This is a genomic window from Streptomyces litchfieldiae, assembly GCF_031845365.1.
GTDB classification, from domain to species: domain Bacteria; phylum Actinomycetota; class Actinomycetes; order Streptomycetales; family Streptomycetaceae; genus Streptomyces; species Streptomyces litchfieldiae.
Genome location: NZ_JAVREL010000030.1, coordinates 37,575 through 59,485, shown reverse-complemented (window position 1 = coordinate 59,485; position 21,911 = coordinate 37,575). Strand labels below are relative to the sequence as shown.

At 72.0% G+C, this 21,911-nt stretch carries 18 protein-coding genes and 2 pseudogenes; 6 read left to right on the top strand and 14 right to left on the bottom strand.

The window, feature by feature from the left end; genetic code table 11:
• Positions 1-13 precede the first annotated feature (13 nt).
• Together RM590_RS32880 and RM590_RS36115 are read left to right on the top strand one after the other, a co-directional pair.
• Complete coding sequence (locus RM590_RS32880) at positions 14-1,519, top strand: MFS transporter (protein ID WP_311708456.1); 1,506 nt, start codon at positions 14-16, stop codon at positions 1,517-1,519.
• Between the two features lie 663 nt (positions 1,520-2,182).
• Positions 2,183-2,419: pseudogene (locus tag RM590_RS36115) on the top strand (glycosyltransferase); the annotation flags it as partial.
• 215 nt (positions 2,420-2,634) lie between these two features.
• On the opposite strand, the gene RM590_RS32870 reads toward RM590_RS36115, so the two are convergent.
• From RM590_RS32870 to RM590_RS32860, 3 genes are all read right to left on the bottom strand, one after another.
• Complete coding sequence (locus tag RM590_RS32870; RefSeq protein ID WP_311708454.1) at positions 2,635-3,414, bottom strand: thioesterase II family protein; 780 nt, start codon at positions 3,412-3,414, stop codon at positions 2,635-2,637.
• Positions 3,415-3,522: 108 nt separating this feature from the next.
• Positions 3,523-4,020, bottom strand: a complete 498-nt coding sequence (locus tag RM590_RS32865; RefSeq protein WP_311708453.1) for an allene oxide cyclase barrel-like domain-containing protein — start codon at positions 4,018-4,020, stop codon at positions 3,523-3,525.
• 89 nt (positions 4,021-4,109) lie between these two features.
• Positions 4,110-4,322, bottom strand: coding sequence for a DUF5988 family protein (locus tag RM590_RS32860; protein WP_311708452.1), 213 nt, complete (start codon positions 4,320-4,322; stop codon positions 4,110-4,112).
• A gap of 460 nt (positions 4,323-4,782) precedes the next feature.
• On the opposite strand from RM590_RS32860, the gene RM590_RS32855 reads away from it, so the two are divergent.
• Positions 4,783-5,538: an AfsR/SARP family transcriptional regulator gene (locus RM590_RS32855; protein ID WP_311708451.1), complete on the top strand. Its 756-nt coding sequence runs from the start codon at positions 4,783-4,785 to the stop codon at positions 5,536-5,538.
• Between the two features lie 20 nt (positions 5,539-5,558).
• Here RM590_RS32855 and RM590_RS32850 read toward each other — a convergent pair whose 3' ends face one another.
• The 4 genes and pseudogenes from RM590_RS32850 to RM590_RS32835 all read right to left on the bottom strand — a co-directional run bounded on the left by RM590_RS32850 (position 5,559) and on the right by RM590_RS32835 (position 11,749).
• The gene (locus RM590_RS32850) at positions 5,559-7,856 is read right to left on the bottom strand and encodes a helix-turn-helix transcriptional regulator (protein ID WP_311708450.1); all 2,298 of its coding nucleotides are present in this window, start codon (positions 7,854-7,856) and stop codon (positions 5,559-5,561) included.
• A gap of 78 nt (positions 7,857-7,934) precedes the next feature.
• Positions 7,935-8,240 (bottom strand): annotated as a pseudogene (locus RM590_RS36110) (hypothetical protein); the annotation flags it as partial.
• 383 nt (positions 8,241-8,623) lie between these two features.
• Complete coding sequence (locus RM590_RS32840; RefSeq protein ID WP_311708448.1) at positions 8,624-10,810, bottom strand: MMPL family transporter; 2,187 nt, start codon at positions 10,808-10,810, stop codon at positions 8,624-8,626.
• A 96-nt stretch (positions 10,811-10,906) separates the two neighbouring features.
• Positions 10,907-11,749, bottom strand: coding sequence for an SDR family NAD(P)-dependent oxidoreductase (locus tag RM590_RS32835; RefSeq protein ID WP_311708447.1), 843 nt, complete (start codon positions 11,747-11,749; stop codon positions 10,907-10,909).
• Positions 11,750-11,828: 79 nt separating this feature from the next.
• Here RM590_RS32835 and RM590_RS32830 point away from each other — a divergent pair, with 79 nt between their 5' ends.
• Positions 11,829-12,455 (top strand): TetR/AcrR family transcriptional regulator, encoded by a 627-nt coding sequence (locus RM590_RS32830; protein WP_394814020.1) that lies wholly within the window; start codon positions 11,829-11,831, stop codon positions 12,453-12,455.
• Positions 12,456-12,558: 103 nt separating this feature from the next.
• Here RM590_RS32830 and hflX read toward each other — a convergent pair whose 3' ends face one another.
• The 5 genes from hflX to miaA form a co-directional block, all read right to left on the bottom strand.
• The gene (gene hflX, locus RM590_RS32825; RefSeq protein ID WP_311708445.1) at positions 12,559-14,043 is read right to left on the bottom strand and encodes a GTPase HflX; all 1,485 of its coding nucleotides are present in this window, start codon (positions 14,041-14,043) and stop codon (positions 12,559-12,561) included.
• A gap of 175 nt (positions 14,044-14,218) precedes the next feature.
• Positions 14,219-16,348 carry a RelA/SpoT family protein gene (locus RM590_RS32820; protein ID WP_311708444.1) on the bottom strand — a complete coding sequence of 710 codons (2,130 nt, stop codon included), beginning with the start codon at positions 16,346-16,348 and terminating at the stop codon, positions 14,219-14,221.
• 203 nt (positions 16,349-16,551) lie between these two features.
• Complete coding sequence (gene dapF / locus RM590_RS32815) at positions 16,552-17,412, bottom strand: diaminopimelate epimerase (RefSeq protein ID WP_394814021.1); 861 nt, start codon at positions 17,410-17,412, stop codon at positions 16,552-16,554.
• 36 nt (positions 17,413-17,448) lie between these two features.
• Complete coding sequence (locus RM590_RS32810; protein WP_311708462.1) at positions 17,449-17,940, bottom strand: hypothetical protein; 492 nt, start codon at positions 17,938-17,940, stop codon at positions 17,449-17,451.
• A 107-nt stretch (positions 17,941-18,047) separates the two neighbouring features.
• Positions 18,048-18,995: a tRNA (adenosine(37)-N6)-dimethylallyltransferase MiaA gene (gene miaA, locus RM590_RS32805; protein WP_311708442.1), complete on the bottom strand. Its 948-nt coding sequence runs from the start codon at positions 18,993-18,995 to the stop codon at positions 18,048-18,050.
• Positions 18,996-19,136: 141 nt separating this feature from the next.
• Here miaA and RM590_RS32800 point away from each other — a divergent pair, with 141 nt between their 5' ends.
• Both RM590_RS32800 and RM590_RS32795 read left to right on the top strand, forming a co-directional pair.
• Positions 19,137-19,343 (top strand): hypothetical protein, encoded by a 207-nt coding sequence (locus tag RM590_RS32800; protein WP_311708441.1) that lies wholly within the window; start codon positions 19,137-19,139, stop codon positions 19,341-19,343.
• 21 nt (positions 19,344-19,364) lie between these two features.
• Entirely contained in the window at positions 19,365-19,601 is a 237-nt protein-coding gene (locus RM590_RS32795; RefSeq protein ID WP_311708440.1) for an antitoxin, read from the top strand.
• 24 nt (positions 19,602-19,625) lie between these two features.
• Here the strand turns inward: RM590_RS32795 and RM590_RS32790 are convergent, their stop codons facing one another.
• Positions 19,626-20,333, bottom strand: coding sequence for a class III extradiol dioxygenase subunit B-like domain-containing protein (locus RM590_RS32790; protein ID WP_311708439.1), 708 nt, complete (start codon positions 20,331-20,333; stop codon positions 19,626-19,628).
• Between the two features lie 84 nt (positions 20,334-20,417).
• Complete coding sequence (gene miaB, locus RM590_RS32785; RefSeq protein ID WP_311708438.1) at positions 20,418-21,908, bottom strand: tRNA (N6-isopentenyl adenosine(37)-C2)-methylthiotransferase MiaB; 1,491 nt, start codon at positions 21,906-21,908, stop codon at positions 20,418-20,420.
• Positions 21,909-21,911 lie beyond the last annotated feature (3 nt).

The window sequence follows — 21,911 nt, the reverse complement described above, 5'->3', positions numbered from 1 at the left end:
GACGGAGATACGGATGTCCACATCAGAAACCGCTCCGCAGGTCGACGCGGCACCCGCCGCCGACCCGGCGGCGGACGGCGCGCGCCGCCCCGGGGTGGCGCTCGCCGTCATCGCGGTCTGTCAGTTGATGCTCGTCCTGGACGGCACCGTCGTCACCGTCGCGCTCCCCGACATCCAGGGGGATCTCGGCTTCTCGCCCACCCATCTGTCCTGGGTCGTCAACGCCTACAGCCTCACCTTCTGCGGCATGCTGCTGCTGGGCGGGCGGGCCGGGGACATCCTCGGCCGGCGGCGCGTCCTGACCGCCGGCATCCTGCTGTTCGGCGTCGCCTCGCTGGCCGGCGGCCTGGCCGACTCCAGCGGCTGGCTGCTGGCGGCGCGCGCCGCCCAGGGCGTCGGCGCCGCCATCGCCTCGCCGACCGCGCTCTCCCTGATCACCACCAACTTCCGGGAGGGCAAGGAGCGCAACCAGGCGTTCGCCGCCTACGCCGGGGCCTCGGTCTCCGGCTCCGCGCTGGGCCTGATCCTCGGCGGCGTCCTGGTGTCGGCGGCCTCCTGGCGCTGGGTGCTGCTGATCAACATCCCGATCGCGGTGGCGCTGCTGCTGGCCGTGCCCCGGTTCATCAAGGAGTCCGACCCCCACCCGGGCCGCTTCGACCTGGCGGGCGCGCTCGCCTCCACCAGCGGGCTGCTCGCGGTGGTCTTCGGCTTCATCCGCGCCGCCGAGGAGGGCTGGAGCGACGGCCTGGTGCTGGGCGCGTTCGGCCTCGGGGCGGTGTTCCTCACCGGCTTCCTGCTGATCGAGGTCAACGCCCGCCAGCCGATCACTCCCCTGCACCTCTTCCGGAACGCCAACCGGGTCTCCGCGTATCTCCTGATGCTGCTGACCGCCGCGAGCATGACCGGGATGTTCTTCTTCCTCACCCAGTTCGTGCAGGAAGTCCTGGGCTACAGCGCGATGCGCACCGGCTTCTCGTTCCTGCCGACCACGGTGGCGATCGTCGTGGCCGCGCAGATGGCCAGCCAGCTCATGCCCAAGCTGGGTCCGCGCGCGTTCATGATCGGCGGCGCCGTGCTGACCACCGTCGGCATGCTGTGGCTGGCCCGGCTGTCGGCCGACTCGGGCTACGTCGGCGGGATCCTGCTGCCGACGCTGCTGCTGGGCCTCGGCATCGGCGCGGTGTACGTGCCGGTGGCGCTCATCGCGTTCCTCGGTGTGCGGCAGGCGGACTCCGGCGCCGCGTCCGGGCTGCTGGACACCTCGCAGCAGGGCGGCGCGGCGGTGGGGCTCGCCGTGCTGGTCACCGTCTTCGGCACCGCCGGCCGCAACGCCGCGGACGACGTGCCGGCCGGCGCCGGGCCGCAGGAGGCGGCCAACTACATGATGGTCGAGGGCATCAGCACCTCCTTCGTCTACGGCGCCGCGTTCACCGCCGTCGCGCTGCTCGCCGTCCTGCTGCTGACGCGTGTGAAGGCGGCGGACCTGGACCCGGCCACGGCCCTGACCCGCGGCGCCTGAGCACCGCACACGTACCATCACCTCTTTCGAAGGAGAGCTGAGCATGTAGAGATTCCTGCTTGCCGCGGTTCCGGTCCCGGGACACGTGAACCCGATGCTGTCGCCGGTGAGACCCCTCGTCGAGGCGGGGCACGACGTCCGTTTCGTGACCGGGCGGCACTTCGAGGACAACGCCGCGTTCCCCGAGCGCGCCAAGCTGTCGCTTGTCCGCTCCAGTTCGACCCGGAACGGACCCTGGTGGCCCCTCCGCCGACCAGGCCCGCAACACCCCGACGCTGCCGGCCGACGCCATGGTGTGCGACGTCGGCTTCGTCGGCGGCAACCTGGTGCGGGAGGCCGGAAGGTTCCGCCGGCGATCTGCGGCGTCACCCTGGTCGCGTTCATGACGCCGCAGATCCCGCCGCCCGGCCTGTCCCTGAAGCCGCGCACCGGCCCGCTGGGCCGGCTGCGCGACCGCACGCTCAACGCGCCGCTGCGCCGCACCGTCTTCGCCGGCACCATCCGCGAATACGCCAAGCGGCGCGCCGAGATGGACCAGCCGCCGGTCAAGGGCACCCTCTTCGACCCCGAGGTGCTGAAGCCCGACCTGCTCATCCAGTTCTCCTCGCCGGGCGCCGAGCAGCGCGCACCGACCTGCCGCGCACCGTGCGCTTCATCGGCTCGATGCCGCTGCCGCTGGCCTCGGCCTTCGTCACCAATGGCGGCTTCGGCAGCGTCCAGACCAGCATCGGCACCGGCGTGCCGCCGGTCGTCGCCGGCAAGGTGGACGACAAGGGCGATGTGGCCGCCCGCGTCGCCTACTCCGGCTGCGGCATCGCCCTGCGCACCGACCGGCCCCGCCCGAACGCGGTCACCGACGCCGTGCGGCGGCTGGTGTCCGAGCCGTCCTTCCGGGCCGGGGCCGAGGCCATCCGGGGTCAGCGCCCGCCGGAGGAGGCCCCCAAGCGCGCGGTGTCGCTGCTGGAGCCGCTTGCCGTCACCGGCGAGCCGGTGCTCAGCAAGGAGGCGATCTGGGCCTGTTCCCGTTCACGGCACACGCGCCGGGGCCGGAGGACGTCGGAAGACGTCCTCCGGCCCCGGCGATTTCCCTTCGGGCGCGGGCGCGGGCCCGGGCGTCAGGCCACGGACGCGCGGCGCGTGCCGGTGTGCGCGATGGCGGAGCCCAGCAGCTCCAGGAAGAGCGCGGGCGAGTCCCAGGGGAAGAAGTGGCCGCCGGGGACGCGCTGGATGGAGAACGAGGCGCGGGTGTGCTGGGCCCACTCGTCGATGTCGTTCTCCCGCATCAGGGGGTCCCGGTCGCCGGTGAACACATCCACCGGGCACGGCAGCGGCTCGAACGCCTCGATGCCGTGGTTCAGGCCCAGCGCCAGGTCGTCGCGGGCCAGCGAGGCGGCGGCGCGCAGCCAGTCCGGGTAGGCGCGCAGCGTCGGGGAGATGCCGCCGAGGTCCACCAGCCGGCGGGCGAACTCCTCGTCGTCCAGCCGGTCCGCGTCCACCAGGGCGTGCCGGCGGTGCGGAGCCGGGAAGGCGCCGACCATCAGCCGCTCGGGGATCGAGCGGCCGGCGGCGGCGCGCTGGCGGGTCAGGGCGTAGGAGACGAGGCCGCCCAGGCTGTGGCCGTAGGTGACGAACGGCTGGCGCAGCCACGGGTCGAGCTGCGCGTCGAGGGCGTTCACCAGCTCGGGCAGGTGCCGGATCCGCGGCTCGTCGAAGCGGCGTTCGCGGCCCGGCAGTTGGACGGGGACGACGGATACGGCGTCGCCCAGGGCCCGCTGCCAGCCGGAGAACACGGAGGCGGAGCCGCCCGCGTGGTGGAAGCAGAACAGGCGCAGCGGCGCGGCGAGGTCGGGTTCCTGCGGGAGGTAGGGGGTTCGGTCGGCCTTGGTCGCAGTCATGGTCTGTCGTTCTCCGGCGTGTGGGCAGCAGGCCGGGAAGGGCGCCTTTGCCGTTGCCCTTCCCGGCCTGCTGTGGTCGGGGTCTACGCGGTTGTTACGCGTGGGCCCTCAGAGGCCGCACAGGTAAATGTGGGTGGCCCAGTTGACGGGGCCCTGGACGATCTCGAACTGCCGGCCGCCGACCTTGCCCGCGTAGTCGCCGCTGACGCCCCAAGCGGTGGCGTACGGGGTCAGTCCGTCGTAGGTCACGGCGTCGTGGTCGAAGACACCGGCAGTCCTGATGGTGCCGTCGGGCAGCTCGATCGTCTCAGAGATCCAGTAGTAGAAGTGCTGGTTGGACGGGTCCTGCCAGACGACGCGCACGTCGGCGTCAACGGTGCCGATCTGCTCGCCGCTGGCGTCGAAGAGGAGGCTCTGATACCAGGCGACGTCCCCGACGTCAACGCCGTCCTCGGTGCCGCCGCCCGCGACGACGAGTTCCGTCACATCGTCGTAGGACACGCAGTCCGCCCCGCGGCCCCGGGCTTCGGCGGCGGACGCCGAGGCGGGAGCCAGGAACGCGGCGACACTGCCCGCCGCGACCAGCGCGGCGGCGGTGGCGGTCATACGCCGCTTCCTCGGCGTGCCCTTCCGTTCTGTCACGTGCATCAGATACCTCTCCGTATTCGTTCAGCCAATTGCCACACCCCGGCCCGTTATTCGGCGACGAAGGTGCTACCGCTCCACTGGAAGACGAGAAGTTCCCGCCCATGATGAGGAGACGTCTGGGCAGTGGGTTCGAAATGGTCGTAGCGATGACCTCGGTACAGTTTGATCTTCTGACCGGGATCGGCTACGTAACGGACGCGCTCCTCGTCGGGCAGAGGAGTCGGGCCGCCTTCGAGAATAACGTTGGGCGCTCGATCCATGCGTTCTCCGCCCTTTCGATGCTCCGTCTTTTTGTCCGAGTTCCGACTGCGCTGCCGACCAGCATTGCGGGGGCGTCTAAAGCCGATCTAGCAAAAACCCAAGGCGCCGCGCCGGGGTCCGTTCCACCTCAGGAACGCCAACAACTGCCCAGGTGGGCACGGGTGTCAGGCCCCGGACAGCGGCTGCATGAAGGCTCCCCGACGGGGCCGGGAACGGCCGGTTTCCCCACGGTGGCCGACCGGCCGGCGTCCCGCCCGGCCCGCCCGCCGCCGTTGCGTGGAATATGCTGGACGACGTGCCATTCATTTCCCAACACTCTAAAGCCGTTCTCAGGGATCCCTTAACCAGCCCAATAGGGGATGCAAACCCGGACTAGGGGTTGGGGGACAGGTCCTGGGGTGGCAGCCTGGGGGATGTCCGCCAACAGGGACAATTCGTGCTGCTGGTTCCGGAGGGCAATTGAGATACGAAGTGCTGGGGACACTGCGGGTTCTCGACGGAGACCGAGAGTTCCTCATCAACGCGCGCAAGGTCCAGATCCTGCTGGCAGCCCTGTTGTCCCGCCCCGGTGAGGTGGTCACGACCGACCAGCTCATCACCGAGATCTGGGGACAGAAGGCGCCGCGAAGAGCCGAGGCCTCGCTGTATGTCCATGTCTCCCAGCTCCGCAAGTCGCTCGACCGCCCCGGCGGCCCGGCCAACCCGATCGTGACGCGGCCCCTGGGGTATCTGCTCGACTCCCCCGCCGAGGAGCAGGACGCGACGGAATTCCACCGGCTGCTGGACGACGGCCGCCAGGCCCTCCGCGAACTCCGGCTCCAGGAAGCCGTCATCTCCTGCGAGGCCGCGCTCGCCCTGTGGCGGGGACCGGCCCTCGACGAGCTGCCGGTCGGCCCCATCGCCGGCGCCTACGCCAGCAGCCTCACCGAATCCCGGCTGGAATGCACCGAGTTACTGATGGAGGCGTACTGCGAGCTCGGCCGCCACCGGGAGATCGTGGGACGGCTCTACTCACTCGTCGCGGAGAACCCGCTGCGCGAGTCCCTGTACCGCTACCTCATGCGCGCGCTCTATCTCTCCGAGCGCAAGGCCGACGCGCTGGAGGTCTACCGCAAGGCCCGCGCGACCCTGCGCGACGAGGTCGGCGTGGAACCCGGGCGCCGGCTCCAGGCCATGCATCAGGCCATTCTCGCCGACAGCCGGGTGGCCATGTGAGGCGTCCCCCGCCCGCCCCGTCAGACGCCGGACTCGCGCATGCCCAGCCGGGCCGGCAGGTCCACCCTGCGGGACACGTTCAACTTGCGGTACACCCGCGTCAGATGCTGTTCCACCGTGCTGACCGTGATGTAGAGCTTCCCCGCGATCTGGCGGTTGGTGTGCCCGAGCGAGGCCAGCTCGGCCACTCGCAGCTCCGCCGCGCTCAGCACCGAGTCCGACCCCCCTTCGAGCTGCGGATCCGGCGGCTGACTCGTCGAGTACGCCGCCCCGTAGGCCGGCAGCAGCTTGCGCGCCAGCGGCTCGGCACGGCAGCGCTCCGCGAGGCGCCAGGCCCGGCGCGCGGCGGTCCGGGCGTGATGCTGTTCGCCGAGGTTCTGATAGGCGTTGCTCAGATCGGCCAGCGCCCGCAGCAGCTCGAACTCGTTCTGCCAGTTGCGCTGGAGGCTGGTCGCCTCGCGCAGCAGCGATAACCGCTGGCGCGGCTCCGCCGTGGCCGCCCGAACCCGCAGCGCCGCCCCGCGAATGCGCGGGTGGTAGCCCGTGGGCCGCTCCAGTTGCTCGTCCAAATGCTGCCGCGCGCCGGTCTTGTCGCCGAGCCGCACCAGCGCCTCGGCGGCGCCGGTGCGCCACGGCACGAGGATGGGCACGTCCAGGTCCCACTCCCGCATCCGGCGCCCGCAGATGAGGAAGTAGCGCAGCGCGGCCTGGTGCCGGCCGGTGGCCAGGTTGTAGTGGCCCTGCGCCTCCAGATAGTGCAGGCCGTAGCGGGTCTGGAACATGGCCTCCGGCACGGAGCGCTCCAGATAGATGTCGGCCTCCTCGTACTCGCCCTTGGCCGTGGCGGCGACGACGAGGTTGGCCAGCGGCAGGCCCACCATGACACCCCAGGAGCGCGGCGAGACCTGGTCCAGGGCGGCCCTGGAGTTCTCCTCGGCCTGGAGGATCTGCCCGTTGCGCCGGGCCATTTCGCCGCGGATCGCGAAGATGATGCCGCGCCAGCTTCGCACGCCGCGCGCCTCGGCCTCCTGGAGCAGCCGGGAGCACCACCGCTCGGCGCGCTTGAGCTGGTCCGCGTAGACCAGGTCGAGGATGGCGGCGCTCGGCGGGGCCAGCCACCAGTCGCCCATGCGGTAGTTCTGGAGAACGTCCTCGGCGTGCCGGACGAACGCCCCGTCACCCTCGCTGCTCAGGGCGGCGGTCAGCGGGCGGCCGGGCGGATTGGCGTCGTTGATGACGGCGGCGTCCGTGGCGTGGGCCAGGCGCGACTCGAAGAAGTTCTGGATGCCGTAGAACAGCTCCGGGTAGGAGGCGCGCACCCAGTTCCGCATGCTGGCCAGGTCGGTGGCGGAGTCGCCGTCCACCAGGGACTCGCCAGTGCCCTTCAGCACCTCGATGGCGTCGGCGATACGCCCGTACCAGAGTTGGGCCTTCACGACCGTGAGGGCCTCCCGGTCGGGCAGCCCGTGCTGCCGCCAGGTGTCCATGAGCTCGGCCAGGTAGGTGTTGGCGCGGGCCGGGCTGGTCTGCCATTCGGCACGGATCAGCATTCCGATGAGCTCGGTGCGCTCGGGTCCCGGAGGGCATTCCCGGTGCGCGAGTTCGAGGCAGCGCAAGGCGAATCCGACATCGTTCCGGCGCAGCGATTCCCCGGAGGTCTCCAGGAGAACGGCGATGCTCCAGGGCGTGCTCGCGCGGTTCGCGGCGACCAGATGCTCGGCCACCCTTACCGGGGGTACTCCTTCGGCTTCGAGGAGTTCCGCCGCGCGGTAATGCCATTCCGGCAGCGCTTCGAAGGCCGGGTCCTTGAGCACGGCCGTGCGGACCGCGGGATGGCGGAACTGCATGGCCTCCAGAAAACCGCCCGCGTTCAGAATCTGCACGGTTCGGTTCAATTCGGTGAGGTCGGTGGCCAGCAGCCGGGCCAGCAGCTCCGGGGTGACGTCGTGGCCGAGCACCGCGATGCCGCGCGCCACGTCGAGCGCGACGGGTCCGCCGCGGTGCAGACAGGCGAGGGCCACCTCCGTGAACACCCCGCCGGCCACCGGGCCGGCCGGGGGCCGCCCGTCCCCGGCCACGCTCCGCGCCTCCTGCCGGAAGGCCCGGATGAGCAGCGGGTTCCCGCCGGTGAAGGCGTGCCAGTCCAGCGCGAGCTGGTCGGCCCGCGCCACGTCCATGTCGGCGGCCAGCAGCTCACCCACGCCGGACGCCGTGAGCGGGCCCAGGGTGATGCGGTGGCAGTGCGGGCTGCGCAACAGTTCCGCGTGCAACGCGGGATTCGCGGGCGTCGGGTGCTCCAGGTATGTCATCAGGAGCATGACAGCGGCCCCTCGAATTTGCCGCATCAGATGCAGGACGCCATGCAGGGATTCGCTGTCGATGAAGTGAATATCGTCGATGACGATCAGCAGCGGCTGCCCGGCAGCCGAATTCAGCAGCTCGGCGGAGATCGCCCGGGTCAGTCGATAGGGATCCATTCCATCCGACGGAATAGGCCCGGCCAGTTGCCGCAGCACACCCAGCGGAATATCATTTTCCTCGGCGGATCCAAAAGCGTTGAGGACCCGGACACCGGTGGCCGCCGCTTTTCTCGAAAAAGCAATGGACAGCTCGGTCTTGCCTGTCGCCACCGGACCTGAAATCAGAACAACCTTACCGGCACCTTCGCGAGCCTCAATGAGAAGTTGGTCTAGACTCCTCATCTCCCCGGCGCGCTCAACTAGCGCCATTACCACTCACTCCCCCTTGTGACTGATTGGTAACATGACCTTTCGGTAGCTGTCGGACGGGACCTGCCTGCAATGATTATACGAGGTCAGGCATTACGTCAACATTGACCCTTCATGACAGTCGCTCGACTGGCCCGCGCGGCCACATCGGGCTTTCACGGCACATATACACCCCCTTCACATCAGCCCCGCCGTTGTTTTTTGTTGAAGCGTTTAATTTCAACAGCCAGTGACGAGAATGCGAACCGGAACTCGGAGTTCCCCGGGGATTAAGCATGATCGGGCCAACCCTCGGGCGGTCGGGGGAGTAATCTCGCCCAACCGTCCTGGGGCTGGCCCGATCGGTCCTCGGGGTGTCAGCGCTGTGTTTGCAGGTGCGTCTCCGCCTTCGTCGTGTCGTCGGTCTCCTCGGCGGGGGCGTTCTCCCGCGGCGCCGGCTTCTCCGGCGCCTCGACGGACAGGTGGGGCAGAATCCGGTCGAGCCAGCCCGGCAGCCACCAGTTGGCCCGGCCGAAGAGATGCATGGCCGCCGGCACCAGCACAGTCCGCAGGACGAACGCGTCCAGCGCCACCGCCACCGCGAGTCCGACACCGAACATCGCGATCACCCGCTGGCCGCCCAGGATGAAGGCGCAGAACACGGCGACCATGATCGTGGCGGCGGCCGTGATGACCCGGCCGGTCTCGGACTGGCCGACGATCACCGCGCGGCGGTTGTCCTTGGTGTGCACCCACTCCTCGTGCATCCGGCTGACCAGGAAGACCTGATAGTCCATCGAGAGCCCGAAGAGCACCGGCAGCATCAGCACCGGCAGGAACGGCTCGACCGGCCCGGACCCCATCCCGACCGCGTCGGAGACCCAGCCCCACTGGAAGAACGCGACCACGACGCCGAACGAGGCGAGCGCGGCCATCAGGTTCATCACGGCGGCGGTGAGCGGGATGACCACGCTGCGGAACGCCAGCAGCAGCAACAGGCAGCCGAGCAGGACGATCACCCCGACGAACATCGCCATCTTGCTGGCGAGTTCACCGGCGAAGTCGTCGTTGATGGCCGTCTGGCCGCCGACGTAGACCTGGAGTCCGGTGTCGGCCTCCGCGGGCGGGATCACGTCCTGGCGCAGCGTCTCGATCAGGTCCGAGGTCTCCTCGTCCTGCGGCGAGAACTCCGGGGTCACCTGCATGATGCCGATCGTGGCCCCCTCGGCCACCGATCCGCCGACCACGTCGGCCACCCCGTCCACCGCGGCGATGTCCTCCGCGAGACCGGCCAGCGCATCCCCGGCCTCCGCCGAGGGCACCTCGGCGACCAGCACCAGAGGCCCGTTGAAACCGGGGCCGAATCCCTCGGCCAGCATGTCGTACGCCCGCTTGCTGGTGAAGTCGTCCGGGTTGGTGCCCTGGTCCGAGCTGCCCAGCCGCATGGACAGCGTCGGCAGCGCCAACACCACGATCACCAGGATGGCGAGGGCCGACAGGGCCAGCGGGCGGCGCTCGACCACCGCGGCCCAGCGGGCCCAGAACCCGGAGGTGTCGGCACCCGTGACCGGCCCATGCTCGGCGAGGGAACGCCGCTCCTTGCGACTGAGGACCCGCGGGCCGAAGAAGGCGAGCAGCGCGGGCAGCAGGGTGACCGACGCGGCCGCCGTGCACAGCACGGTCAACGAGGCGGCGAGCGCGGCCCCGTTGAGGAAGCTGAGGCCCAGGGTCAGCAGGCCGAGCAGCGCCAGGACCACGGTGATGGCGGCGAACACCACGGCGCGGCCGGAGGTGTTGAGCGCCGTGACCACCGACTCCTCGGGATCGACGCCCGCCCGCAGCCCGTTGCGGTGCCGGGTCACGATGAACAGCGCGTAGTCGATGCCGACGCCGAGACCGATCAGCACGCCGAGCGTGGGCGCGATGTCCGAGATGGTCACCGCGTGGGAGAGCAGGCTCACGGTCAGCACCGCGGTGCCCACGCCCGCCAGGGCGATCACGATGGGCAGGACCATGCCGAGCAGCGAGCCGAAGGCGATGAAGAGCACGACCGCCGCCGCCACGATGGCCACGAGCTCGCTGGCCGCCGCGGACGGTTCCTCGGCGGCCGTGATGGCCGAGCCGCCCAGCTCCACCCGCAGCCCGTCGGTCCCGGCGCCCTGCGCGACCTCGATGACGTCCTCGACCAGGCCCTTGTCCAGCTCATGGCTCTGCTCGGGGAACGCAACCTGGGCATAGGCGATGGTCTCGTCCTCGCCGATCTGACCGGCGCCCTGCTCGTCCCAGGGGCTGATCACCGAGCCCACGCCGGGCATGTCGGCGATCTCGGCCAGCGCGGCGGCGACCCGCTCACGCGGCTCGGCGTCGTTGACCGAGCCGTCCGACACCTCCCACACCACGTTCGCCGTGGCGCCGGCCGTGTCGGGGGTCGCCTCCGTCATCATCTCGAGAGCCGTGTTGGACTCGCTGCCGGGCAGGTTGAACACGGTGCTGTAACCGTTGCCCGCCGCCCCACTGGCGACGCCCAGCCCCACCAGCGAGGCCACCCACAGCAAAAGCGTCATAAGCCGATGGTGGTAACACCAACGGGCCAGACCGAGCATCAGTATCTCCAGAGGTTTCTATGGGGGTTGGGAATGGGAACCGGCGGGTGCGGGCCGTCAGATCGAGAAGGGGACGACGGCCAGGGGCCGTGGGAGCAGTTGCGGTGGTTCGTCCTGGGAGAGCATGCGCAGCGACCGCCTCCAGAACGTGACGGCCGCCCGGCGGTCCTTCGCCCGCAGCCGGGGCCCCCGGGGCACCGGGCACGAGCGGCCCAGCGGACCGGGAGCGTAGACAAGACCTGAGGCGGCGTCCGGATCGGTCGCCGCGCGCAGGGTGGTGCGCGCCGTGTCGACCGCCCCGCGCGCCCAGGAACGGAGCTGGGTGCTGCCCGGCGCGGCGGCCAGCGACAGCGTGCCCTGGCCGGCCGCGGCGAGCCTGCGGGCCAGCTCGACGGCGAAGAGCACGGCCACCGATCCGGTGCCGCGCAGCCCGCGCGGGGGCCCGAGCCGGCGCCCCTGATCCGCGACGGTCACCACCCGGGATCCCCGGGTGCCGACCAGCAGGGGCAACAGCCCCAGCGTGAGCGCCATATGACCGAGATGCAGGACACCGACCGATGGCTCCACACCCGGCACGGGACGCTGTGGGGAACCGGAACGCGCACCGGTATCGTTGATGAGCAAGTCCAGGCGGTCACAGGTGCGGAGGAGCTTTCCGACGAACAGATCGATGCTGAGCTGGTCCGTCAGATCCAGCGCCCATGCCTCCAGTCGCTCGTCGGCGACTCCGGTCGTGCCCAGCACCTGCCGCTTGGCGGACTCGGCGGTGCCCAGATCGGAGCAGGCCATCACCACTCTGGCGCCATTGACGGCGAGACGATGCGTGGTGGCGAGGCCGGGCCCCGAGTCGGCTCTCGTGACAATCGCCACGCGGCCGGTGAGGTCCGGAATGTCTGCCACGCACCACTCGGTCATCTCGCCCCCTAACCTGAACGTCGACTCACCTTCTATAGTGAACCACCACTCAGGTTGAGTGGCAATGCCATCTTTGTTGGGATCACACCGGAGGACGGGAGGTGGGCCGGTGACCGCACCACACCGGCTACGCGCCGATGCTGCGCGTAATCGCGCGAACATTCTGCGTGCCGCACGGACCTTGTTCGCGGCACGCGGAGAAGTCGTCGGCATCGACGAGATCGCCCGCGAGGCGGGCGTGGCCGTCGGCACGCTCTATCGGCACTTCCCCACGAAGGCCGACCTGGTGAACGCGATCGTCGGCGATCTCGCGCACCGGATCTTCACGGCGCTCGACGAGGCGGTCGCCCGGATCGACGCGGGGGGCAGCGCGTTCGCGGAGCTCACCGTGCTGACCGAGCGCATCAGCGACGCGGCGGGCGTGGACCGCACCATCAAGGCCGCCATGCACAACCTCGGCGTCCAGGCGGACCCCGGACTGGCGGACAAGGGCAGAAACGGCCTGGCCCGCATCGTCGAGGCCGGCCACGCCGAGGGCTCGCTGCACCCGGACGTCACCGCGGCGGACCTCATGCTCATGATGAGCACCATGCCCGGCGACGAGCTGCCGGAGGAGGCGCGCCGCCGCTGGGTCCAGTTGATCCTGCGCGGGCTCGCCGCCGACCCGGCCCGCGTCGACACCGGCGGCTGAACCATCGCGGGAGCGGGCCGCCCCCTCCAAGTGCTGGTTCATACGTGAGGCTCCACCCCCGGCGGGGGCGGAGCCTCACGTATGTGTCAGTCGTACTCGGCGGTCAGCGGCGCCCGGCCGGAACGTACGGCTCCAGCAGGGCCGCGAGCTCATGGTGCACCTGCGCCTTGAGCAGCGTGCCCTCGGCGGTGTGCTCCTCGGAGAGCACCTCGCCCTCGGCGTGCACCCGGGAGACCAACGCCCCCTGGGTGTACGGCACCAGGGCCTCGAGCTCCACGGCGGGCCGCGGCAGCTCGCTGTCGATCCAGGCCAGCAGCTCGTCGATGCCCTGCCCGGTCCTGGCCGAGACGGCGATCGCCCGCTTCTCGGCGCGCAGCAGGCGCTGAAGCGTCAACTCGTCGGCGGCGTCCGCCTTGTTGACCACGACGATCTCCGGGATGTCCCGGGCACCCACCTCGCCGATCACCTCGCGCACGGTGGCGAGCTGCTCCTCGGGCGCCGGGTGGGCTCCGTCGACCACGTGCAGGATCAGGTCGGCATCGCCGACCTCCTCCATCGTCGAGCGGAAGGCCTCCACCAGGTCGTGCGGCAGGTGCCGCACGAAGCCGACGGTGTCGGCCAGCGTGTACACCCGGCCGGTCGGCGTGGTGGCCCGGCGCACCGTCGGGTCCAGCGTGGCGAACAGGGCGTTCTCCACGAGGACCCCGGCGCCCGTGAGCTGGTTCAGCAGGGATGACTTGCCAGCGTTGGTGTACCCGGCGATCGCGACGGACGGCACCTTGTTGCGCTGCCGCTCCTGCCGCTTGAGCTCCCGGCCGTGCTTCATGTCCGCGATCTCCCGGCGCATCTTCGCCATCTTCTCGCGGATCCGCCGCCGGTCGGTCTCGATCTTGGTCTCACCGGGACCACGCGTCGCCATCCCGCCGCCGCCGCTGCCGGAGCCACCGCCGCCCATCTGCCGGGACAGCGACTGACCCCAGCCGCGCAGCCGCGGCAGCATGTACTGCATCTGGGCCAGCGACACCTGCGCCTTGCCCTCCCGGGACTTGGCGTGCTGGGCGAAGATGTCGAGGATCAGGGCGGTGCGGTCGACCACCTTGACCTTGACGACGTCCTCCAGGTGAATGAGCTGGCCGGGGCTCAGCTCACCGTCGCACACGACGGTGTCGGCGCCGGTCTCCAGCACCAGGTCGCGCAGCTCCTGCGCCTTGCCGGAGCCGATGTACGTGGCCGGGTCGGGCTTGTCGCGGCGCTGGATCACGCCGTCGAGCACCAGCGCACCCGCCGTTTCCGCCAGGGCGGCGAGCTCCGCGAGGGAGTTCTCCGCGTCCTGGGCCGTACCTGAGGTCCACACGCCCACCAGCACCACGCGCTCCAGGCGCAACTGGCGGTACTCGACCTCGGTGATGTCCTCGAGCTCGGTGGACAGTCCCACGACGCGGCGCAGCGCGGCGCGCTCCTCGCGCTCGAACTGCTCGCCGTCCGCGTGGTCGGGCTCGCTCCGGGTGACGTCCTCATCCATCAGGGCGTCGGCCCGGCGGCTCGCGGTGCGGCGCTGGTGGTCCTGAGGAAGGGAAGAAAAGGTCAATGCGTTCCTTACGTCGGATGAGCCAGCGGTCCACACGGGCCGGCGGCATGGAGATGGGGCCGTGTTCGCAACGTCCCAGCGATCCGGAACATTCCCGGCGGCGCACGCCCATAGTGGCACGGCCACCCCGGGCCGTCACCCGGATTAGCGGCCACGCCGGGCATTCCCGGCGGCGCTATGACTGCAACCGGGCGGCGCGCGTGACGTCATACACGCCGGGTACCCGGCGCATGGCCCGCATCAACCGGGGCAGCCCCGCCGAATCGGGCAGCCGCAGCGTGTAGGTGTGCCGCACCCGCTGGTCGCGCGGCGGCTCGACCTCGGCGGCCAGCACCGCGGCGCCGTGCGCGGCCAGGGCCTCGGTCAGATCGGCCAGCAGCTCCGGGCGGCCCAGGGCCTCGGCGTGCAGCGTGACCCGGCAGCCCACCGAGCCGGAGCGCCAGCTCACGGGGAGCGGCGCGCGCCCGGCGGCGGCCATCCGCACGGCGGTCGGACAGTCCTCCCGGTGCACGGTGACGGCACCGCCGCGGACCGCGAACCCCCGCACGCTGTCCGGGGGCACCGGCGTGCAGCAGCGGGCCAGCCGCACGGGCGCCTCCGGCGCGGCGGCGACGATGGCGGCGGCCTCCTCCCCCGGGTCCTCCTCCGGCCGGCGGCGGCTCCCCGGGTGCGCGGTGGCGCCCGGCCCGGCCGGCGCGACCCGCTCGGTGCCGGGCTCGGCCCCGGCCGCCTGGGTGCTGTCCAGCCAGCGGCGGATCGGGATGCGGGCCGCCGGGGTGGTGGCGTATTCGAGCCACTCCGGGGACGGGCTCGAACTGCCGTCCGGGGCAAGCAGGAGATGCACGGTGTCGCCGTCGCGCAGCACCGTGCGGAGGGTGGCGAGGCGGCCGTTGACCCTGGCGCCGATGCAGGCGTGGGCGGCCTGGCCGTGCCGGGCGTAGGCGGCGTCCACACAGGTGGCGCCCACGGGCAGTTGCAGCGGGCCGGCGTCCGCCGCCTCGCCGAACACGGTGATCTCCCGGTCCTGGGCCAGTTCGTCCCGCAGCGCGGTCCAGAACGTGTCGGGGTCGGGGGCCTGCCGCTGCCAGTCCAGCAGCCGGGACAGCCAGCCGGGCCGGGTGGGGTCCACCCGCTCGCCGTCGTCGGCGCTCTCGCCGTCGCCGCCCCGGAGCGGATCCCCGAGCGCCACCACCCCGGCCTCGGCGACCCGGTGCATGGCTTGGGTGCGCACGAGCACCTCGGCGACCTGTCCGGACCCGGCGGCGAACGCGGTGTGCAGCGAGCGGTACAGGTTGAACTTGGGCGCCGCGATGAAGTCCTTGAACTCCGAGACGACCGGGGTGAAACAGGTGTGCAGCTCGCCCAGCGTGGCGTAGCAGTCGGCGTCCTCGGCGACCAGGATCAGCAGCCTGCCGTAGTCGTAGGGGCCGAGGTCGCCGCGTTTGAGCCGGATCCGGTGCACGGACAGCACATGCCTCGGCCGGATCACCACCTCCGCGCCGATCCCGGCCTCGCGCAGCACGCCGCGCACCGCCTCCGCGACCTCGGCCAGCGGGTCGGGCCCCATGCCGTGCCGGCGGATCAACTCCCGTGCCCCGGCGTGCTCCTCGGGGTGCAGGATGGCGAAGACCAGGTCCTCCAGCTCGGTCTTGACGGACTGCACGCCCAGCCGCTCGGCGAGCGGGATGAGGACGTCGCGCGTGACGCGGGCGATGCGCGCCTGTTTCTCCGGGCGCATCACGCCCAGCGTCCGCATGTTGTGCAGCCGGTCGGCGAGCTTGATCGACATGACCCGGACGTCGCTGCCGGTGGCGACCAGCATCTTGCGGAACGTCTCGGGCTCGGCCGCGGCGCCGTAGTCCACCTTCTCCAGCTTGGTGACGCCGTCCACCAGATGGCCGACCTCGTCGCCGAAGTCGGCGCGCACCTGATCGAGAGTCACCTCGGTGTCCTCGACGGTGTCGTGCAGCAGGGAGGCCGTCAGGGTCGTGGTCTCGGCGCCGAGTTCGGCGAGAATGAGCGTGACGGCGAGCGGATGCGTGATGTAGGGCTCGCCGCTCTTGCGGAACTGCCCGCGGTGCGCGGACTCGGCCAGCAGATAGGCGCGGCGCAGCGCGTCGAGGTCGGCGCGCGGGTGGTGCCGGCGGTGGGCCTGCGCGACATGCTCGATGGCGTCGGGCAGTCCGCCCCGGACCGTGGAGCGGAAGACGGCGGCGCGGCCGAGCTGACGCAGCCTCAGCACGTCCTTGCGGTGGACCCGGCGTTCCCGGGCGGTACCGCCCGGCGTGGTCGCCTCTGCGCTCATGGGGTGGGCACCTCCCGCGGTCTCCTGACCGGACCGCGGCCGGGTGTCGAACGATCCCCGTGATCCTCGTGATCCCGCAACGGCGCCGGTGCTTGATGCTACCGAGCCCACCACGTGCCGCATGCCGACGGCCGCCCCGATCGTGGTGGATCACCCATTCGAGTTACTTATGTTCTCGGAAACGTGGCCGAAATGAGAGGTAGTCAGGCGAGGTTCAGCCAGTGGTGATCGATGGTGCCCTCGGCCACGATGACCGCCGGGCCGGCCATCGTGATCCGGCCGTCCGTGTCCTCGGTGATCCGCAGCCGGCCGCCGGGCACGTCCACCACATAGGTGGCCGAACGGCCGTCGGCCGCCGGGTCGCGCCCGTCGCGCCGGGCGGCGGCGACCATGACGGCGCAGGCGCCGGTGCCGCAGGAGCGGGTCTCGCCCGAGCCGCGCTCGTGCACGCGCAGGGCCACCCGGCCGGGCCCGCGGTCCACCACGAACTCGACGTTGGTGCCCCGCGGGTACGCGGTGGCCGGGTGCACGGCGGGCGGGTCGAAGAGGCGGCCGGCGTCGGCGAGGTCGTCGACGAACGCGACCGCGTGCGGGTTTCCCATGTCGATGTGGCGGGCGGGCCAGGTGCGCTCGCCCACGGTCACCGTGACCGTTTCGCCCGGGCCGGAGGGGAAGGCGGCGACGCCCATGCCGACGGAGATGTCGCCGTCGTCCTCGAACCGCACCCGGCGCACGCCGGCGCGGGTGGCGATGGGCAGGTCGTCGCCCTTGGCGAGCCCGGCGCGCTGGAGGTAGCGCGCGAAGACCCGCACGCCGTTCCCGCACATCTCGGCGACGCTGCCGTCGGCGTTGCGGTAGTCCATGAACCACTCGGCCTCGGCGGCGGCCTCACCGGTGGCGCGCACCACGCGCAGCAGCCCGTCCCCGCCCAGGCCGGCGCGCCGGTCGCACAGCCGCGCGACGTCGGCGGGCGACAGGTCGAGGCGCCCGTCCGGGTCGGGGAGGATGACGAAGTCGTTCTCCGTGCCGTGTCCCTTGAGGAACGGCACAGGCTGCTGTGCGATGCTCACCCGCCCGATCGTAACGGATCGTGACGGCGGTCAGCGCAGCGCGGCCACCCGCAGGACGGCGAGGACGGCGAGCAGGAGCACGCCGAGGCCGTAGAGGAGCAGCAGCCGCCAGTCCGGGCGGCGGCCGGAGCCGCGCGGGGGCAGGCCGGGCCAGGTGTAGCCGACGCGGCGGGCGGCCATCATGCCCCAGCCGGCGGCGCTGCACCCGATGAGCAGGCCCAGCATGGCGACCACCGCGCCGGCCTCGTCGAAGGCGAAGGCCAGCGGGAAGGCGAACATCAGCGAGCCGAGGAGGCTCAGCAGCACGATCGGGGCGAAGAGGGTGAGCCGGAGCCGGCGGGGCGGCCGCAGGTCGGCGTAGGACTCGTCGCGGTTGAAGTCGTCGATGATCTCGACGGACTCCCCGACGGGCTCGGCGGGCGGCAGGCCGTCCTCCGCCGGGTCCCCGAGGGGGGTGTCGGTGACCCGTCGTGAGGGGACACCTTCCGTCGTACCGTTGCTCTCCCGAGGGCCGGCCTCCATCGCCACGCGCCCTCCAGACTTCACGGTTCACGGCTGCGCATTGCTCGATGATGGCACGCCTGGAGTCCGCTCCCGGCCGCTTGGAGCGTCCCGATGCCATCACGTGATCAGGATGTGACCGTCCGTTCGAGCAAGCCCCAGGCGCGCTTCTCAAGCTCCCCGCGGGCCTCACGCGCCCCGCTCAGCCAGCGCACGCGCGCATCGCGCCGGAACCAGCTCTCCTGCCGGCGGGCGAAGCGCCGAGTGGCGCGAATCGTCTCCTCGCGCGCCTCCTCCAGCGTGCACTCCCCGGCCAGCGCGGCCAGCACCTGCTGGTAGCCCAGGGCCCGGGAGGCGGTGCGGCCCTCGCGCAGCCCGGCCGCCTCCAGCGCGCGGACCTCCTCGACCAGCCCGGCCCGCCACATCCGGTCCACGCGGGCGGTGATCCGCTCGTCGAGCTCGGGGCGTTCGACGCCGACGCCGATCTGGAGGGTGCGGTAGGCGGCGCGTTCCTCGTCGGGGCCGGGCATCCGGGCGGTGAACGGCTGCCCGGTGATCTCGATGACCTCCAGGGCGCGGACGATCCGCCGGCCGTTGCTGGGCAGGATGGCCCGGGCGGCGGGCGGGTCGGCGGCGGCCAGCCGGGCGTGCAGCACACCGCTGCCGTGCCGGGCGAGCTCGGCCTCCAGCCGGGCCCGGACGGCGGGATCGGTGCCGGGGAAGTCCAGCGGGTCCACGGCGGCGCGGACGTAGAGCCCCGAGCCGCCGACCAGGACGGGGACGCGGCCCGCGGCGAGCAGCCGGTCGATGCGGTCCCGGGCCAGCCGCTGGTACTCGGCGACGCTTGCGGTGCGGGTGACGTCCCAGATGTCCAGCAGATGGTGGGGCACGCCCCGCCGCTCGGCCGGGGTCAGCTTGGCGGTGCCGATGTCCATGCCCCGGTAGAGCTGCATCGAGTCGGCGTTGATCACCTCGCCGCCCAGCCGGCCGGCCAGGGCGACGCCGAGGTCCGACTTCCCGGCCGCGGTGGGCCCGACCACGGCGACGACCTGGGGAGCTGCGGGTCCGCTGTTCACGCCAGGAAGTGTCCCAGATCCGGTGGCGGCCCTCGAACGAGCGACGTGACGCGGCACCGGGCGGGTCGTTTGCCGTTCCGGAGTTCCATCCGCCCTCTCCGGGGCGGAATGTCACCCAGCCAAGTATGGTCAGGAGTAGATATGGGAGTGTTTGCCTGGATCCGCCGCCGTGGTCGGGGTACGGAGCCGCCGCCCGTCCCACCGGCCGGGGCGGTCGGGGCGCCGCCGGACGAGGCGCCGGGCGAGGCGCCCGCCGAGACCGGCGGCGAGGCCGTCGGCATTCCGAAGCAGACCGCGGCGGCGGAGGCGGCCGACAGCGAGGCGGGCGAGGGAGCGGCCCGCCCGTAGGTCAGAGGGAAGGTGGCCACGATGGGCTTCATGGACCGGCTCAAGGACAAGCTCACGCAGAACCGTGACAAGGTCGAGACCGGCATGGACAAGGCCGCGAAGGCGGCGGACTCCATGACCAAGGGGAAGTACCGCGACCGGATCGAGAGCGGCACCGACAAGGCCAAGGGAGCCCTCGGCCGCTTCACCGGCGGCGACCGGCGCGACGACGGCCCGTCCGGGACCGACGAGGGCGGCCGGGGCCCGGACCGGGGCTGAGGCCCGGACCGGCCCGGCCGCCGCTCAGGACCAGGACGCCACGAAGTAGCCGACGCCGTAGGGCGCCTCGTCGTACAGAAGCCGCCCGACGAGGCCGGCGCCCTCGGCGGCTCCGGCAAGAAGCTGCCAGCCGGAGCGCCCGGCGGCGTGCAGCGCCTCGGCGAGCGCGGGATCGAGCGCGGCGAGCGCGCCGGTGTTCGCCTCGCCGAGCGCCCGCGCGGCGGCGGCGTCGAACGCCGCCGCGCGCTCGTCGAAGGAGCCGGGGGCGCGCGGCGAGCGGCAGGCGCTGCCGTCGCCCATCACCAGCAGAGCGAGCCGTTCGGCGCCCGCCGCCAACTGTCGGCCCAGTTCGGCGCAGCGCTCCGGCTCCAGGGACTCGGCGAGTCCGAGCGCCTCCACCGGGGCGGCCTGCCACGCGGTGCGCTCCAGCAGCCAGGCACCCACGGTCAGCGAGGGCGGCAGTTCGCGTTCGCCCGGCTCGCCCGCGCCGAGCGCGGCCTCGACGGCCACTCCGAAGCCGCGCAGCGAGCCGCGCGTACCGGCCGGGAAGGCGCCGCGGCCGGACTCCTCGGCCGGGCCGACGACCACGAGCCGGTCGGGGCGGGCGGCGGCCAGGACGCCGACGGCGTCGTAACTGGCGGCGCGGGCCTCATCCAGCTCGGCGGCGGCACCGGCGGCCAGGTCGGGCACCAGCAACGGCGGACAGGGGCAGACAGCAGCGGCGACAAGCATGGCCGCAGCCTAGGCCCTGGCCGGCCCATCGCCCGGGACCGCCCGGGCCCCGTCGCGGGGCTCGGGTCGGTGCGTCCGGTGGGCTCAGTGGGCGTGGCAGCCGCCGGCCGGCTCGGCCGACGGCGCCGGGGCGCCGATCGTCGGCAGGCCGAGCATGACCCCGGCAGGCGCGGGGGCGGGCGCGGCGGTGCGCCGTTCCCACGCGTCGCCGGAGCGGGTACGGCGCACGGCCTTGACCGGGCCCTCGGCGAGCAGGTGGTGGGGCGCGGCGTAGGTGATCTCCACGGTGGCGACATCGCCGGGGCGGATGGGCTCGGCGGGGCGGTCGAAGTGGACCAGCCGGTTGTCGGGGGCCCGGCCGGACAGCCGCCGGGTGGCGTCGTCCTTGCGGCCCTCGCCCTCCGCGACCAGCACCTCGACGGTGCGGCCGACCTGCTTCTTGTTCTCCTCCCAGGAGATGTCGTCCTGGAGGGCGACCAGCCGCTCGTACCGCGCGCGCACGACCTCCTTGGAGATCTGGCCCGGCATCTCGGCGGCCGGGGTGCCCGGGCGCTTGGAGTACTGGAAGGTGAACGCCTGCGCGAAGCGGGCCTCGCGCACCACGTGCAGCGTCTCCTCGAAGTCCTCCTCGGTCTCGCCGGGGAAGCCCACGATGATGTCGGTGGTGATGGCGGCGTCCGGGATGGCCGCGCGGACCTTCTCGATGATGCCGAGGTAGCGCTCCTGCCGGTAGGAGCGGCGCATCGCGCGCAGCACGCGGGAGGAACCGGACTGGAGCGGCATGTGCAGTTGGGGCATCACGTTCGGCGTCGTGGCCATGGCCTCGATGACGTCGTCGGTGAAGTCGCGCGGGTGGGGCGAGGTGAAGCGGACGCGCTCCAGTCCCTCGATCCGGCCGCAGGCGGTCAGCAGCTTGGAGAACGCCTGCCGGTCGCCGATGTCGGAGCCGTAGGCGTTGACGTTCTGGCCGAGCAGGGTGATCTCGGTGACGCCCTCGGCGACCAGCGTCTCGATCTCGGCGAGGATGTCGCCGGGGCGGCGGTCCTTCTCCTTGCCGCGCAGCGCGGGGACGATGCAGAAGGTGCAGGTGTTGTTGCAGCCGACGGAAATGGCGACCCAGGCCGCGTAGGCGCTCTCGCGGCGGGTCGGCAGCGTGGAGGGGAACGCCTCCAGCGACTCGGCGATCTCGACCTGGGCCTCGCGCTGGACGCGGGCCCGCTCCAGCAGCACCGGCAGGCTGCCCACGTTGTGGGTGCCGAAGACGACGTCCACCCAGGGCGCCCGGCGGACGATGGTGTCGCGGTCCTTCTGGGCCAGGCAGCCGCCGACGGCGATCTGCATGCCGGGGCGGGCGGCCTTCTTGGGGGCGAGCTGGCCCAGGTTCCCGTAGAGGCGGTTGTCGGCGTTCTCCCGGACGGCGCAGGTGTTGAAGACGACGACATCGGCTCCGTCGGCGCCCGGGGCGGCCGGGACGTAACCGGCCTGTTCGAGCAGCCCGGCCATCCGCTCGGAGTCGTGGACGTTCATCTGGCAGCCGAACGTCCGGACTTCATAGGTGCGCGTGACTTCGGGCATGCG

What these genes read in the sequence shown, in the direction of transcription:
- RM590_RS32880 (WP_311708456.1), top strand. Translation starts at nt 14, where the DNA reads ATGTCCACATCAGAAACCGCTCCGCAGGTCGACGCGGCACCCGCCGCC.
- RM590_RS32870 (WP_311708454.1), bottom strand. Translation starts at nt 3,414, where the DNA reads ATGACTGCGACCAAGGCCGACCGAACCCCCTACCTCCCGCAGGAACCC.
- RM590_RS32865 (WP_311708453.1), bottom strand. Translation starts at nt 4,020, where the DNA reads ATGACCGCCACCGCCGCCGCGCTGGTCGCGGCGGGCAGTGTCGCCGCG.
- RM590_RS32860 (WP_311708452.1), bottom strand. Translation starts at nt 4,322, where the DNA reads ATGGATCGAGCGCCCAACGTTATTCTCGAAGGCGGCCCGACTCCTCTG.
- RM590_RS32850 (WP_311708450.1), bottom strand. Translation starts at nt 7,856, where the DNA reads ATGCTCCTGATGACATACCTGGAGCACCCGACGCCCGCGAATCCCGCG.
- RM590_RS32840 (WP_311708448.1), bottom strand. Translation starts at nt 10,810, where the DNA reads ATGACGCTTTTGCTGTGGGTGGCCTCGCTGGTGGGGCTGGGCGTCGCC.
- RM590_RS32830 (WP_394814020.1), top strand. Translation starts at nt 11,829, where the DNA reads ATGCCATCTTTGTTGGGATCACACCGGAGGACGGGAGGTGGGCCGGTG.
- RM590_RS32820 (WP_311708444.1), bottom strand. Translation starts at nt 16,348, where the DNA reads ATGAGCGCAGAGGCGACCACGCCGGGCGGTACCGCCCGGGAACGCCGG.
- RM590_RS32810 (WP_311708462.1), bottom strand. Translation starts at nt 17,940, where the DNA reads ATGGAGGCCGGCCCTCGGGAGAGCAACGGTACGACGGAAGGTGTCCCC.
- RM590_RS32800 (WP_311708441.1), top strand. Translation starts at nt 19,137, where the DNA reads ATGGGAGTGTTTGCCTGGATCCGCCGCCGTGGTCGGGGTACGGAGCCG.
- RM590_RS32795 (WP_311708440.1), top strand. Translation starts at nt 19,365, where the DNA reads ATGGGCTTCATGGACCGGCTCAAGGACAAGCTCACGCAGAACCGTGAC.
- RM590_RS32790 (WP_311708439.1), bottom strand. Translation starts at nt 20,333, where the DNA reads ATGCTTGTCGCCGCTGCTGTCTGCCCCTGTCCGCCGTTGCTGGTGCCC.
- miaB (WP_311708438.1), bottom strand. Translation starts at nt 21,908, where the DNA reads ATGCCCGAAGTCACGCGCACCTATGAAGTCCGGACGTTCGGCTGCCAG.